Here is a 14834-nt window from a genome sequence, read left to right on the forward strand (position 1 = left end):
CGTCGGGCGACTGCTAGAATCGGCGGTCTTTCGTCGCAACAAGTCCCTACCCATGATCGAACTCAATCCCATCCGAGCCCGCATCGCCGATCTGATTGGTCGGCTCGATTCGCTCCGGGGGTTTCTTTGACTACGATGCCAAGCGCGAGCGCCTGGAAGAAGTAGAACGCGAACTCGAGAATCCGGACGTCTGGAACGATTCCGAACGTGCACAGGCGCTGGGGCGGGAACGTTCGATGCTGGACAAGACCGTCAACGGCATCTGCGAACTTACCGACGGCCTTGCTGGCGGTAATGAACTGCTGGAACTTGCCGAAATGGAAGACGACGAGGAAACCGCGCTGGCCGTGGTCACCGATGTCGATCGGCTCGAGAAGGGCGTTGAGGAAATCGAGTTCCAGCGGATGTTCTCCGGCAAGATGGACACCGCCAATGCATTCGTCGACATCCAGGCCGGCGCCGGTGGCACCGAGGCGCAGGACTGGGCCGAAATGCTGCTGCGCATGTACCTGCGCTGGTGCGAGTCACGCGGCTGGAAGACCGAACTGATGGAAGCCAGCGGCGGCGACGTGGCCGGCATCAAGTCGGCCACTTTCCGCGTCGAGGGCGAGTACGCCTACGGCTGGCTGAAGACCGAGATCGGCGTGCATCGTCTGGTGCGCAAGTCGCCGTTCGATTCCGACAACCGCCGCCACACCAGTTTCACCAGCGTATTCGTGTCGCCGGAAGTGGATGACGACATCGAAATCGACATCAACCCGGCCGACCTGCGCACCGACGTGTATCGCTCGTCCGGCGCCGGCGGCCAGCACGTCAACAAGACCGAGTCAGCGGTGCGCATCACCCACATTCCGACCAATACGGTCGCGGCCTGCCAGACCGGCCGCAGCCAGCACCAGAACCGCGACACCGCGATGAAGATGCTGATGGCCAAGCTCTATGAGTTGGAGGTGCAGAAGCGCAACGTCGAGAGGGACGCGCTGGAAGCCACCAAGTCCGACATCGGCTGGGGCAGCCAGATCCGTAACTACGTGCTCGACCAGAGCCGGATCAAGGACCTGCGCACCGGCATCGAGCGTACCGATACCCAGAAAGTGCTGGATGGCGACCTCGACGAATTCGTGGAAGCGAGCCTGAAATCGGGGCTGGAGGCTGGCTCGAAACGCAGCGATGCGGCCTGAGGCCGCAACATTGCCACGCGGGTCCAGTCCCGCCACACGTCCGTAGAGCGGGGCTTGCCCCGCTGCAATCGCGAACAAGCCGGGCAAGCCCGGCTCTACAACAGCCGAGCCTCCCGCCATGACACACCAAACGCCAGTCCAGCACACCGACGAAAACCACCTGATCGCCGAACGCCGCGCCAAGCTTGCTGTGCTGCGCGAGCAGGGGGTTGCCTTCCCGAACGACTTCCGCCGCGCCGATTACGTGCAGGACCTGCAAGACGCTTATGCGGACGTCGAGCAATGGACGGGCGAAGCGCTGGAGGCTGAGAACAAGCGGGTCACGATCGCCGGGCGGTTGCTGGCCAAGCGCGTCATGGGCAAGGCCGCGTTCGCCCAGATCCAGGACATGACCGGCCGCATCCAGTTGTTCCTGCAAGGCAGCGCACTCGGCGATGCCTACGACGCATTCAAGGGCTGGGACGTGGGCGACATCGTGGCTGCCGAAGGCACGTTGATGCGCACCAAGACCGGCGAACTGTCGGTTCGCGCCGACACCCTGCGCCTGCTGGTCAAGTCGCTGCGGCCGCTGCCGGACAAATGGCACGGATTGGCCGACGTCGAGCAGCGCTACCGGCAGCGCTATGTCGATTTGATCGTCAGTCCCGAGGCGCGCGACGTGTTCATTGCGCGCTCGCGGATCGTGTCCGGCATGCGCCGCTGGCTGGATGCGCGCCGCTTCCTGGAAGTGGAAACGCCGATGATGCATTACATCGCCGGCGGCGCCACCGCGCGTCCGTTCACCACTCATCACAATGCGCTTGACCTCGACCTGTTCCTGCGCGTCGCGCCCGAGCTTTACCTCAAGCGGCTGGTCGTTGGCGGGTTCGAGCGCGTGTACGAGATCAACCGCAATTTCCGCAACGAAGGCGTGTCCACCCGGCATAACCCCGAATTCACGATGCTCGAGTTGTACGAGGCCTACGTCAGCTACACCGAGGTCATGGACCTGACCGAGGGCATGATCCGCGACGTTGCTGCCGAGGCGATGGGCAAGCTGCAGTTCAATTGGGACGGACAGGTCATAGACTTGGCGCCAGCGTTCCGCCGCTGGAAGCTGGAAGAAGCCGTGCGCGAATTGAACCCGGACATCTCGGTGGCCGATTGCCGCGACCGCGAGGCGCTGGCCGTGCACTGCAAGCGCCACGGTGTGCATGTGAAGTCGGGCTATGGCTGGGGCAAGCTGCTGCTGGAGATCTTCGAGAAGACGGTGGAAGCCGGGCTGGTGCAGCCGACCTTCATCACCCACTATCCGGTCGAAGTCTCGCCGCTGGCGCGTGAATCCGACAGCGAACCCGGCATCACCGACCGCTTCGAGTTGTTCGTCGGCGGCAAGGAGCTTGCCAATGGGTTTTCCGAGCTCAACGATCCCGAAGACCAGGCCGCGCGTTTCCGCGCACAGGTCGATGCGAAGGAGGGCGGCGACGACGAAGCCATGCATTTCGATGCCGACTACATCCGGGCGCTCGAAGTCGGCCTGCCGCCGACCGGTGGCCTGGGTGTCGGCATCGACCGGCTGGTTATGCTGCTGACCGGCTCAAGTTCGATCCGAGACGTGTTGTTGTTCCCATACATGCGGCCTGAACCCGGTTGACCAAATGGCCTGGACCGATGGTGCATTCCGTTTGCATGGACAAGGCCAAGGGCTTGCCTTTCTACGGTTTTGCGCTGAGCATGGCTGCAAGCCTTGGGCGCTTGCCCCCTCCTGACGAAAGGAACGGTGCATGGATATCGTGATTGTCGATGACCAGCCTTCTGCGCGGACCCTGCTCCGGCATATCGTGGAGGACATCGGGCCCACCCTTGTCGTGCACGATTTCGGCGAGCCGGAAGTCGCATTGTCCTGGTGCCTGAACAACCCGTCGGACCTGGTGTTGTTGGACTACCGTATGCCCGGCATGGACGGGCTCGAATTCGCCCGTGCATTCCGCCGCCCGTTGCAGCACCGGGACGTTCCAATCGTGCTGGTGACCGTGGTTGGCGACGAGCCAGTTCGGCAGGCCGCACTGGACGCTGGAGTCATCGATTTTCTGGTCAAGCCGATCCGCCCGCGTGAGCTGCGCTCACGTTGCAGAAATCTGCTGCAACTGCGACAACAGACGGAGTCCGTCAAGCAGCGTGCGCTGTCCCTTGAACAGCGTCTGTTAGCGAGCATGCACGAAGTGGAAGAGCGCGAACGCGAAACCCTGACCCGGTTGGCACGCGCGATCGAATACCGGGATACCGGCACCAGCGCGTATCTGGAGCGCATGGCGAGGATTGCCGGGCTGATCGCCGAGCAGCTAGGGTTGCCGGAAGACGAGGCCCGGATGGTGGAAATGGCGGCGCCCTTGCATGATATCGGCAAGATCGCGATTCCGGACGCAATCCTGCTCAAGCCCGGCCCGTTGACCGAAGTGGAGATCGCGGTGATGCGCCAGCATCCACGCATCGGCCATGAGCTGCTTTCCGACAGCCAGAACCGTTTCATACAGGCTGGCGCGTCGATTGCCCTGCGCCATCACGAGCGCTATGACGGCACCGGATACCCGGACGGGCTAGCTGGCGAGAACATCCCGCTGGAAGCGCGAATCGTGGCTGTTGCCGACGTTTTAGATGCCTTGCTTTCGCCACGCCCGTACAAACCAGCCTGGGACATCGAGGCGGCGTTGGACTACATTCGTTCCCAACGCGGCCGCCATTTTGATCCGCGTTGCGTGGATGCCCTGCTGGACTCCCAAGAGCGCCTACACGAGATCTGTCGACGTTTCTCGAATACGGCCAGACGCCCTGGCATCGCTTGATCCGGCGTATGAGTACCTTGATCACCCGGTTCCGTGGACGACTGGCGAACCGTCCCGACAGCGAGCACCAGCAGGCGAAGGTGCGGTTGGTTATCCAGGTATTGTTTTTCGTCTACTTCCTGCTGGCCCCTGAACTGCCGGATGAGCGGCTGCAGCTTGGCCTGCTCATTGTCGTTGCGGATATCCTGATTGGACTGGTGATTCTGGGCTGGATTGCATTTCAGCCTGCGACGCTGCACGTGCGCCGGGTCATTGGCATGTGCAATGATTATACGTTCCTTGCGTTACTGATGTACTTCCTCGGCGAGACAGGCGCGCCGATTTACATCGCATTCCTGTGGGTCACCATCGGCAATGGCCTGCGCTACGGGACCCGGTACCTGATGTCGGCCATCGGCATGGCTGGCGTGGTTTTCGTTATCGTTATCAACACGACTGGCTATTGGCTTGCCAATGCAACCTTGGCTTGGGGACTGACGCTTGGCCTGGTGGCACTTCCGCTATACCTGACCTCGCTGTTGAACGCATTGACCAAGGCTACCGATGAAGCCCGTCGCGCCAACGAAGCCAAGAGTCGCTTCCTTGCCACGATGAGCCATGAGTTCCGCACGCCATTGAACGGGATCATCGGCATGGCGGAATTGCTTTCGAGCATGCAGCTGACGTCCGAACAGCGCGAATGCTCCGAGGTGATCCAGACATCGGCCCAAAGCATGCTGTTGCTGGTCGAGGACGTGCTCGACATCTCCGCCATCGAAGCGGGCAAGTTGCGCAGGGAGGACATCGATTTCCAGCCACGCGAGCTGCTTCGGAAGTTGCGGGTGATGCTGCAACCCCAGGCGACGGGCAAGGGATTGAACCTGACCAATGAAGTCGCAAGCGACGTCCCCTCCCTGTTGCACGGAGATTCTGGGCACTTGCTGCAGATCCTGGTCAACCTGACCAGCAACGCGATCAAATTCACCGAGGATGGATCAGTCGCGATCCAGGTCATGGTCCGCTCCCGGGAAGGGGGGCGTGTCGCACTCAGGTTTTCCGTGCGCGATACCGGCATAGGCATTCCGCTCGAAGCCCGCGAGAGGCTATTCAAGGCTTTCGAACAGGTGCACACAGGCATTACCCGCCGTTACGGCGGGACGGGATTGGGAACCACGATCGCCAAGAACCTTGCCGAATTGCTCGGCGGCAGTATTGGCGTGGAAGGGAATTCTGGCGGCGGTAGCCATTTCTGGGTGGACCTGTCTTTCCCGATCGTGGACCAGATCGTGTCGGGAAAGCAGTCCAAGGTCGTTTCGTTCGACGACCCTTTCGTTCGTCATCGCGCGCGCGTGGCATCCATGCGAGTGCTGGTTGCGGACGACCAACTGAACAATCGGCTAGTACTCGGCCGGTTGCTGGAGCGTGCCGGGCACCGCGTGGTGCTGGCCGAGGATGGCGAAGAAGCGCTCGATTACATGGCGCGCGAATCCTTCGACGTGGCAATCGTCGACTTGCACATGCCTGGCTTGAGCGGGTTGGACGTGATCAAGCAGGCCAGGGTGATGCAGGCCGGTAATGTGCGTACGCCGATCGTCGTGCTGAGCGCTGATGTCACTGTCGATGCGATGCGGGAGGCTACGGCTGCCGGTGCATGGACCTTCCTCAACAAGCCCCTGGCGGTATCTAAGCTCTTGGAAGTACTTGGCCAAATCGCCGCTGGGGCGGAGCGCCCACGCATTCCGCTTGAACCGGCAGCACCTTCGTTGCAGCCCGTGATCCTCGAAGAGATGGCCAGCATGGGCCTCGGCGCGGACTTCCTCCGGGAGTTCATGGAGCAATGCCTGCGCGACGCCAGTCGTTGCCTGATGGAGATCGAACGCCATTGTATCGATGCCGACTGGGAAGGTGTGCGTGAAGCCGCACATGCACTCAAGGGCGTGAGCTACAACATCGGTGACAGCGCCCTGGTCGAATGCAGCGCCGGGATGATGCAAAGCACCAATACGGAATTGGCCAAAATCTGGCGGCGGAGCCTCGCAAAGCTAAGCGAGCTACTGGAGGCTGCGGCAATCCAGGCAAGACAAGAGGTGCAAAGGATTGCTTCGAACGCCCGGAGCGTGGACAAAGATCACGGCTCGCCGCCGTGACTCCACCCACGCCCCTGGCCCGGTCAGGCGTGCCGACACCAGCTGCCTGACCTTCGTTCTTTTCCCTTTCGTGTCCCGTTTTCATGGGGTCGGAATGATCGCCTGCGGGTTCAACTCACTTCACGCGCAGCCGATGCTGTCCCGCCGCGACGCGATTGCGCACGCACCAGTCGTTCCATCGTCCGGATGGATTTCTTGCCGAGCTTGAGTGCGGTTTCCACCCAGATGTCGGTGATGCGCATCAGCTCTGCCATCGGCACCGGTTCGCGAACCTGGTGCAAGGCTGCGCGGGCATGCGGAGTGCGCCGGTTCGAACGTATCGCGTCCTCGACCGCATGCAAGCCTTCATCCTTGGCGGCGAGTACATCCACCAATCCCATCTTGTAAAACTCTTCGCTTGTGTACATGCGGCCTTCCAGCATGATCTTCTCGGCCAATTGCGGGCTGACGCGCTGGCACATGAAGGAATATGCGCCCATGCCCGGAAACAGGTCGAACAAGACTTCCGGCAAGCCCATGACAGCCCCGCGCTCGGCGACGATGGTGTGGCAACTCAACGCGATTTCGAAGCCGCCACCAAGCGCATCGCCTTGCACCAGCGCGATCGTGTGGGCCCCTGCATGGAGGCCGGCGTGGAAGCCATGCACAAGGCGCACGGCTTCGTGCGCGTACGTGCGCAATGCATCGCGGTTTCGCTCCTGGATGAGGCTGCTGAACAATGCGAGATCGCCCCCCAGGCTGAAGGCATCGGTGATGGAACCAAGCACCAGATGAACCGGCCCTGCATCCTGCTGTGCGAGCGGTCGGTTACGCAGGCGGGCGCCCAGCTCGTCCTGGTAGCGCCTCAGGTCGCCCACCAATTCGTTGTTGAAACAGGACCTGACCGGCGCGACTTCATGGTTGCCGTGCATGTAGGCCCAATAGACGTCGCGTGAGGCATCTTCTTCGATGCGCAGGGTCGGGTAATGCTCACGGGGAAACGCGATTACAGTAGACATGGGAGGTCCCTCAAGTTGCGGTGACCGCCGCCGAGCTGACGTCGGCGACGGAAGCTGAACGCTCGCCCCGATTCTATGCCGCACGCTTGAACCGGGGACAAGTCCCCGGGAGATCACTCCAATACTTTTTGATCTTTTTGTTGCAGGGAAAGTCACTCGAACGATCCCTGCGATCAGTTGGCTGCGATCAGCTGGCCTTGGGCGGGTCCCGCAATTCCTTGCGCAGGATCTTGCCGACGTTGCTCTTTGGCAATTCGTCGCGGAACTCCACCTGCCTCGGCTGCTTGTAGCCGGTCATGTTCTCTCGGCAGAATGCCTTGATCGCCTCGACGCTGAGCGCCGGATCCTTCTTGACCACGAACACCTTGACCGCTTCGCCGGATTTTTCGTCCGGGACACCAATAGCGGCCACTTCCAGCACCCCGGGCATCATTGCGATCACGTCCTCGATCTCGTTCGGGTACACGTTGAAACCCGACACCAGGATCATGTCCTTCTTGCGATCGACGATATAGAAATACCCATTCTCGTCCATCCGCGCCATGTCTCCGGTATGTAGCCAGCCGCCGGCATCGATGGATTGCGCTGTGTCCTCCGGGCGCTGCCAATAGCCGCGCATCACCTGCGGGCCCTTGACGCACAACTCACCGACTTCGCCCATCGGCAGCATGTTGCCGTCGTCATCCTTGATGCAGACGTCGGTCGACGGCACCGGCAAGCCGATCGAGCCGTTGAACGCACCCAGCTCGGGCGGGTTGATGCAGACCGCTGGCGAGGTTTCGGTCAAGCCATAGGCCTCGGCCAATGTGCAGCCGGTGACCTGCTTCCACTTGTCGGCCACTGCGCGTTGCACGGCCATGCCACCACCCAAGGTCAGGTGCAGGTGCGAGAAGTCGACCTGGTCGAATCCGGGTGTGTGCAGCAACCCGTTGAACAGGGTGTTGACGCCGGTGAACGCAGTGAACGGAATCGACTTCAGTTCCTTGACGAAACCCGGCATGTCACGGGGGTTGGTGATCAGGTGGTTGCGCGCGCCGAACTTGATGAAGACCAGGCAGTTCGCGGTAAGCGCAAAGATGTGGTACAGCGGCAACGCGGTGACAATGATCTCCTCACCCATGCGGATATTGCTGCCCACCCAGGCAGCAGCCTGCTGCATGTTGGCGACCAGGTTGCGGTGGGTCAGCATCGCGCCCTTGGCCACGCCGGTGGTACCGCCTGTGTATTGCAGGAAGGCAAGATCTTCATGGTCGATGACGACGTTGGACACCTGGTGCATGCGCCCGAGGGTAAGCGTGTCGCGAAAGCGGACGGCGCCCTGGATGTCGTAGTCGGGCACCATCTTCTTGACGTGCCGAAGCACGAAATTGACGATCATGCCCTTCGGGAAACCAAGCATGTCGCCCAGGCCCGTTGTGATAGCACGCACACCCGGCACGTCTGCAAGCACTTCCTGCACGACGGCGCCAAAATTGTCCATCACCAGGATGACGGAAGCGCCAGAATCCACCATCTGGTGTTTCAGTTCCCGCGGCGTGTACATCGGGTTGGTGTTGACCACGGTCAGCCCCGCGCGCAACACACCGAGAATCGCCACCGGGTACTGCAGGCAGTTGGGCAGCATGATCGCCACGCGATCGCCCTTCTTGAGCTTCAGCTCGCCAAGCAGATAACCGGCGAAATCGCGGCTGAGGCGGTCGAGCTCGCCGTAGGTGATCATCTTGCCCATGTTCGAGAATGCGATGTTGTCGCGGAATCTCTCGAGTGCTGCATCAAATACCGCGGGGATCGACTGGAACTCGTTCAGATCGATCTCTTCAGGTACGCCTTCCGGATAGTGGTCCAGCCAAGGACGTTCTGAACTCATGGTCAACTCCCCTGCGAGTGGGCCAGCGCACGAATGCGGCGGCGTATGGATTGCGTTTGATTTGAGCATAGGCACCCAGCAGTGACAAGCTGGACGAAACCGCATGGAGGTTTCCGCGATGCAGCATTCCAGCTGGGCAAGGATATCGGGCACGCTAGCACTGGTCTGGCTACTGATCGCAGCGATGACAGCCTGTTCGCGAACGCAACCGGAACAGGCGGTGCGCCAGCAACTCGAAGCCCTGCAAAAGGCGATCGACGCGCGCGATACTGGCGCCGTGCAGGATCTTTTGGCCGAGGATTTCATCGGCAATCACGGCATGAATCGACGTGGCGCACGCCAGTTGGCAGTCGCCGTGTTCCTGCAGCATCGCGATGTGGGTGCGCGCCTTGGCCCGGTGACGGTCGAGGTGCGCAGCGAAACCGAGGCGACCGCGAAATTCAGCGTGCTGGCGACCGGGGGCAATAGCGGCCTGCTACCCACGAACGGGCAGGTATTCGATTTCGAAACCGGTTGGCGCCTGGTGGATGGGAAGTGGCGCCTGCTCAATGCACGCTGGACGCCTGAGTTCTGATGAAACGGATTCGGGAAGTCTTTCCGGCAGATGCAACAAGGGCGGCCGAAGCCGCCCCTGCATTGCGCGCATGTTGCCTTGCGTTTAGGCCTTGCCCGCCAACTGGCGCAGCACGTACTGCAACAGGCCGCCATGGCGGAAGTATTCGACTTCCTTCGGGGTCAGCAGCAGCACCTTGGCCTGGAACACGACCTGCTCACCACTGGTGCGGGTCGCAGTGACCGTGGCGACCTTGGCCTCGCCGTCCTGCAAGCCGGTGATGGCGAATGTTTCCGAACCATCAAAGGCGTAGGTCTTTGCGTTTTCGCCAGCCATGAACTGCAATGGCAACACACCCATGCCGACCAGGTTCGAACGGTGGATGCGCTCGAAACTCTCGGCGATCACCGCCTTGACGCCCAGCAGGATGGTGCCCTTGGCCGCCCAGTCGCGGCTGGAGCCAGTGCCGTATTCCTTGCCGGCCAGCACCACCAACGGCACGCTGTCGGCCTTGTACTTCATCGCCGCGTCGTAGATCGCCAGCTTCTCTGGCTCGCTGCCGTCGATGTTGAAGTGCAGTGTGTTACCGCCTTCCTCGCCACCCAGCATCTGATTCTTGATACGGATGTTGGCGAAGGTGCCGCGCACCATCACGTCATCATTGCCGCGGCGGCTGCCGTAGCTGTTGAAATCGGCTTGCTGCACACCACGCGACTGCAGAAAACGACCCGCGGGCGAATCCTTCTTGATGTTCCCGGCCGGCGAGATGTGGTCGGTGGTGATCGAGTCGCCGAACAAGCCCAGCACACGCGCGCCGTGGATGTCGTCGATGCTGCCGACGGCCATGGTCATGCCATCGAAGTAGGGCGGGTTCTTGATGTAGGTCGACTCCTCACTCCACGCATAGCTCTCGCCGTCTGGTGAGTGCACGTGGTTCCAGCGGGTATCGCCCTTGAACACGTCCGCATAGTTGCGGATGAACATCTCGGGGGTGACGCTTTGTGCGATGAGTTCGCCGACTTCCTTGGTGGTGGGCCAGATATCGCGCAGGTACACGTCGTTGCCATCACCATCCTGGCCGATCGGCTCGGAGGTGAGGTCGATATCAATCGTGCCGGCCAGCGCATACGCCACTACAAGTGGTGGAGATGCGAGGTAGTTCATCTTGACCTCTGCATGCACGCGACCTTCGAAATTGCGGTTGCCCGACAGCACCGCGGCCACGGCCAGGTCGTTCTGGCTGATGCCCTGCGACACCGAGGCCAGCAGCGGGCCGGAATTGCCGATGCAGCTGGTGCAGCCATAGCCCACAAGATAGAAGCCCAGTTGTTCAAGGTCTTCTAGCAGGCCCGCCTTCTTCAGGTAATCGGTCACAACCAGCGAACCCGGGGCAAGCGAGGTCTTGACCCACGGCTTGGTTTTCAGGCCCTTGGCCAGCGCATTGCGCGCCACCAGGCCAGCGCCCAGCATCACCGCCGGATTGGAGGTGTTGGTGCACGAGGTGATCGCAGCAATGACCACTGACCCGTCGCTGATGTGTACGTCCTGGTCGGCGATGCAGATCTTCGAAATTGGTTTTGCAGCCAGATGGTCGGCCTGAGGCTGGGCACCGCCCTCATCCTTGAGCTCCTGCACGGCGCAACCGGTCTTCAGTGTGCGACCGGCGGTCATGGCGCCCACGTTGTCGTGGAAGTTGGTCTTCATGTCGCTCAGCAGTACGCGATCCTGCGGGCGCTTGGGGCCGGCCAGCGACGGCAGCACACTGCCCATGTCCAACGCCATGGTGGCGGAGTAGGTGGCTTGCGGGGAATCGGCGTCGTGCCACATGCCCTGCGCCTTGGCATAGGCTTCGACCAGTGCGATCTGTGCATCGCTGCGACCAGACAGGTGCAGGTACTTCACGGCCACGGCATCGATCGGGAAGATGCCGCAGGTGGCGCCGTATTCCGGCGCCATGTTGGCAATGGTGGCGCGATCGGCAAGCGAAAGGTGCTGCAGGCCGTCGCCAAAGAACTCGACGAACTTGCCGACCACACCGTGCTTGCGCAGCATCTGGGTGACGGTCAGCACCAGGTCGGTGCCGGTGGCGCCTTCGGGCAGTTTGCCGGTCAGCCTGAAACCGACCACCTGCGGGATCAGCATGGACGACGGCTGTCCCAGCATCGCGGCTTCGGCCTCGATGCCGCCGACGCCCCAGCCCAGCACGCCCAGGCCATTGATCATGGTGGTATGGCTGTCGGTACCGAACACGGTGTCCGGGAATGCCATCAATTCACTGTCCCCGTTCTCATCGGGCACGACGCGTTCCATCACCACCCGCGCCAGGTGTTCCAGGTTCACCTGATGGACGATGCCGGTGCTTGGCGGAACCACCTTGAAATCCAGCAGCGCTTTCTGTCCCCAGCGCAGGAAGCTGTAGCGCTCCTGGTTGCGCTCGAACTCGATCTTGGCATTCATGTCCAGTGCTTCCGGTCGGCCGTATACATCGACCTGCACCGAATGGTCTATGACCAGTTCCGATGGAATCTGCGGATTGATCTGGTTGGCCTTGCCGCCCAACTTGACCACCGCATCGCGCATCGCGGCCAGGTCAACCACGCAGGGCACGCCGGTGAAGTCCTGCAGCAACACGCGCGCCGGCATGAAGGCGATCTCGGTGCTGGCCTCGGCCTTCGGGTCCCATTGCGCAACCGCTTTGATGTGCGCCGGCGTCACGCTGACGCCGTCTTCATGGCGCAGCAGGTTCTCCAGCAGGATCTTCATCGAATACGGAAGGTGAGACAGATCGTACTTCTCGCCCAGCTTGGTCAGGCTGGCGTAGGCGTAGGACTTGCCGTTGACGTCGAGGTGGGCGCGGGTGGCGAATGAATCAGCCATTTTGGGGGCTCCATGGTCGGTGGGAGGGGCGGAAAAACACGCCATTTATTACTGCAATTATGCCCGAAACCGGGCCATTCCGTACGCCGGCGACTGGTGTCAGCCCAGCCGTGCATTGATCACCGCGGCCATGTCGCGACGGCGGAACACGAAGTCCAGCAGGCTGCCACCGGAATGCCGCCACAGCACCGCCGAACGCAATGCGGCAAGCAGCAAGGACCGGATCTCGGCGACCACGCCGGCCTGGCCCAGATAATGCGGATTGCCCTGGACCATGATCCGCGGACTCAGTTGGCTGATGGTGCCGGCATACAGTTCGGCCAGTTGGCTGATGACATCTGGATGGCTGCTGCCGAGCTTGGCGGCAGTATCTGCGGCATCTGAAATGCCTGCACCAACTTTTGCCGCCATCGCGTCGTCGCGGCTGAAACGGCGTTCCAGTTGCAGCACCGCCAGCGCCAGCTTGCCCAACGCCTCGTCGCGGGGATTGTTGACCAGATGGTCGCGCAGCAGCCGCAGGCCCTGGCGCAAACCCTGCGCATCGCCATAGACCGCTTCTGCGGTGTCGGCCTCGAGACGCAGCACGCTGGCCAGTGCAACGTCGACTGGCGCAGCCTCGGATTGGCCGGTATCGGCGATCCGGCGTACCTGGGCCAAGGCCTGCAGTACACCTGCCAATGCCAGTACGCGATCATCGATGCCCGATTTCAATAGTGCGTGACTCATGCAGCATGGCTCCTTGTTGCGATATCACAGCCTGCCACAGGCGCATCGCTGGACAGGATCACTGCGCCGCCAAGGCAAACATCGTCGTCGTACAGCACCAGTGATTGGCCAGGCGTGACCGCACGCTGCGGACACGCGAATTGCACTTGCAGGCTACCGTCATCGAGCACCTGCACGTCGCAGGCTTCGTCCGCCTGTCGATAGCGAGTCTGCGCGGTGCATGTGAACTGCGCGGCTGGCGCGACACCGGCGATCCAATGTGCAGGCTCGCTCTGCAGGTTGATGGACTGCAGCCACGGGCTGTCATGGCCCTGGTCGACGTACAGGATATTGCGCTCGATATCCTTGCCCACCACGTACCAGGGCGCGTCATCGCGGCCACGCACACCGCCGATGTGCAGGCCCTCGCGCTGGCCCAAGGTGAAATAAAAAACGCCAGGGTGCTCACCGACCGGCACGCCTTGCGGATCGCGGATTTCGCCGGGTTTTGCCGGCAGGTACTGCGACAGGAACTTGCGGAAATCGCGTTCGCCGATGAAACAAATACCGGTGGAATCCTTCTTTGCTGCAGTGGGCAAGCCAGCCGTCATGGCGAAGCGGCGCACCTCATCCTTGTGCAGTTCACCCAGCGGAAAACGCGTTGCCGCCAGTTGCGCCTGCCCGAGTTGATGCAGGAAATAGCTCTGGTCCTTGCCGCGGTCGCGTGCGCGCAGCAGGCGATGCAATCCAACCACGAAGTCCACCCGTGCGTAATGACCAGTTGCGATCGCGTCCGCGCCAAGCTCATGGGCGGCATCCAGGAAATGCTTGAACTTGATCTCGCGGTTGCACAGCACGTCCGGGTTCGGTGTGCGCCCGGCGGCGTATTCGGCCAGGAAGTGCGTGAACACGCCGTCCCAGTATTCGCGCGAGAAATCACGGAACCGGATCGGTAGTCCCAGCGTGCCGCAGACCGCCACCGCATCGCGACGGTCGTCCTCGGCACGGCAATCCCCGCTTCCATCTTCCGCCCAGTTCTGCATGAACAGGCCGGTTGCCTCGAATCCCTGGTCGCGCAGCAGCAGGGCCGCAACCGAGGAATCCACGCCACCCGACATGCCAATCACGATGTGACCAGCACTCATGCCAACTGACCCACCAGCGCGAGTGGATGCCGGTTGCCACCCAGATAGTCCGCGACCGTGCGCCAGACCAATGGGCTGCGATGGCGTGGCGCCATGGCTTGCAATTCTTCCGGGGTCAGCCACAGGGCGCGGACGATGCCTTCGTCGAGCCGGTGTTCCGGGATTTCCTCCAGCGCATCAGCGGCGAAGGCGAATCGCAGGTAGTGTCGTCCATCGTATTCATTGGCGCGCGTGGGTGCCTTCCATTGGTAGGCACCGATGAAGTGGGTGGGGCGGACGATCCAGCCGGTTTCCTCCCGTGTTTCGCGCACCGCAGCCTGTAGCAGGCTTTCGTCGGGCTCCAAGTGGCCGGCCGGCTGGTTGATCACCAACTGGTTGTTGGCGCGCTCCTCCACGCACAACAAGCGACCATCTCGAACAACAATGGTCGCCACGGTGACGTCGGGTTGCCAGAAACGACCTTCGCGATAAGTCATGTGGCTGCGCCCGTGCGGGCTTGGATATCAATGCGCATGCCCACATTCTCACCGTTGGCATGGGCCGCGTCCATGCATGCCGCC

Annotated in this window: 11 protein-coding genes; 5 read left to right on the top strand and 6 right to left on the bottom strand. The window is 61.8% G+C overall.

The features are described from left to right. Nucleotides 1-52 precede the first annotated feature (52 nt). The 4 genes from prfB (at nucleotide 53) to PSV05_RS09320 (ending at nucleotide 6129) form a co-directional block, all read left to right on the top strand. Nucleotides 53-1181 (top strand): peptide chain release factor 2 gene (gene prfB, locus PSV05_RS09305; protein ID WP_300064358.1). Its coding sequence is split into 2 segments (ribosomal slippage): nucleotides 53-127 and nucleotides 129-1181, totalling 1128 coding nucleotides; the frame shifts between segments, so codons are not numbered across the junction. A gap of 118 nt (nucleotides 1182-1299) precedes the next feature. Further along, the gene (gene lysS / locus PSV05_RS09310) at nucleotides 1300-2814 is read left to right on the top strand and encodes a lysine--tRNA ligase (RefSeq protein WP_300064359.1); all 1515 of its coding nucleotides are present in this window, start codon (nucleotides 1300-1302) and stop codon (nucleotides 2812-2814) included. A gap of 130 nt (nucleotides 2815-2944) precedes the next feature. Continuing rightward, nucleotides 2945-4003 carry a two-component system response regulator gene (locus tag PSV05_RS09315; protein ID WP_300064361.1) on the top strand — a complete coding sequence of 353 codons (1059 nt, stop codon included), beginning with the start codon at nucleotides 2945-2947 and terminating at the stop codon, nucleotides 4001-4003. An 8-nt stretch (nucleotides 4004-4011) separates the two neighbouring features. Next, on the top strand, nucleotides 4012-6129 hold the full coding sequence (locus tag PSV05_RS09320; RefSeq protein WP_300064363.1) for an ATP-binding protein: 2118 nt from the start codon (nucleotides 4012-4014) through the stop codon (nucleotides 6127-6129). Between the two features lie 110 nt (nucleotides 6130-6239). On the opposite strand, the gene PSV05_RS09325 is transcribed toward PSV05_RS09320, so the two are convergent. After that, the gene (locus PSV05_RS09325) at nucleotides 6240-7127 is read right to left on the bottom strand and encodes a crotonase/enoyl-CoA hydratase family protein (protein ID WP_300064365.1); all 888 of its coding nucleotides are present in this window, start codon (nucleotides 7125-7127) and stop codon (nucleotides 6240-6242) included. A 187-nt stretch (nucleotides 7128-7314) separates the two neighbouring features. Further along, nucleotides 7315-8994, bottom strand: coding sequence for an AMP-binding protein (locus PSV05_RS09330; protein ID WP_300064367.1), 1680 nt, complete (start codon nucleotides 8992-8994; stop codon nucleotides 7315-7317). 118 nt (nucleotides 8995-9112) lie between these two features. On the opposite strand from PSV05_RS09330, the gene PSV05_RS09335 reads away from it, so the two are divergent. Further along, nucleotides 9113-9568 (top strand): nuclear transport factor 2 family protein, encoded by a 456-nt coding sequence (locus tag PSV05_RS09335; protein ID WP_300064369.1) that lies wholly within the window; start codon nucleotides 9113-9115, stop codon nucleotides 9566-9568. 84 nt (nucleotides 9569-9652) lie between these two features. On the opposite strand, the gene acnA is transcribed toward PSV05_RS09335, so the two are convergent. The 4 genes from acnA to PSV05_RS09355 all read right to left on the bottom strand — a co-directional run bounded on the left by acnA (nucleotide 9653) and on the right by PSV05_RS09355 (nucleotide 14750). Further along, the gene (gene acnA / locus PSV05_RS09340; RefSeq protein WP_300064371.1) at nucleotides 9653-12424 is read right to left on the bottom strand and encodes an aconitate hydratase AcnA; all 2772 of its coding nucleotides are present in this window, start codon (nucleotides 12422-12424) and stop codon (nucleotides 9653-9655) included. A 99-nt stretch (nucleotides 12425-12523) separates the two neighbouring features. Then, nucleotides 12524-13135, bottom strand: coding sequence for a high frequency lysogenization protein HflD (hflD, locus tag PSV05_RS09345; protein WP_300065452.1), 612 nt, complete (start codon nucleotides 13133-13135; stop codon nucleotides 12524-12526). Nucleotides 13136-13146: 11 nt separating this feature from the next. Continuing rightward, a complete protein-coding gene (mnmA, locus tag PSV05_RS09350) occupies nucleotides 13147-14274 on the bottom strand; it encodes a tRNA 2-thiouridine(34) synthase MnmA (protein WP_300064373.1) in 1128 nt (375 codons plus the stop codon). After that, entirely contained in the window at nucleotides 14271-14750 is a 480-nt protein-coding gene (locus PSV05_RS09355; protein ID WP_300064375.1) for an NUDIX hydrolase, read from the bottom strand. The genes mnmA and PSV05_RS09355 overlap by 4 nt, the downstream gene beginning before the upstream one ends. Nucleotides 14751-14834: the final 84 nt, after the last annotated feature.

This window comes from Thermomonas sp. (genome assembly GCF_029945965.1).
GTDB lineage: Bacteria > Pseudomonadota > Gammaproteobacteria > Xanthomonadales > Xanthomonadaceae > Thermomonas.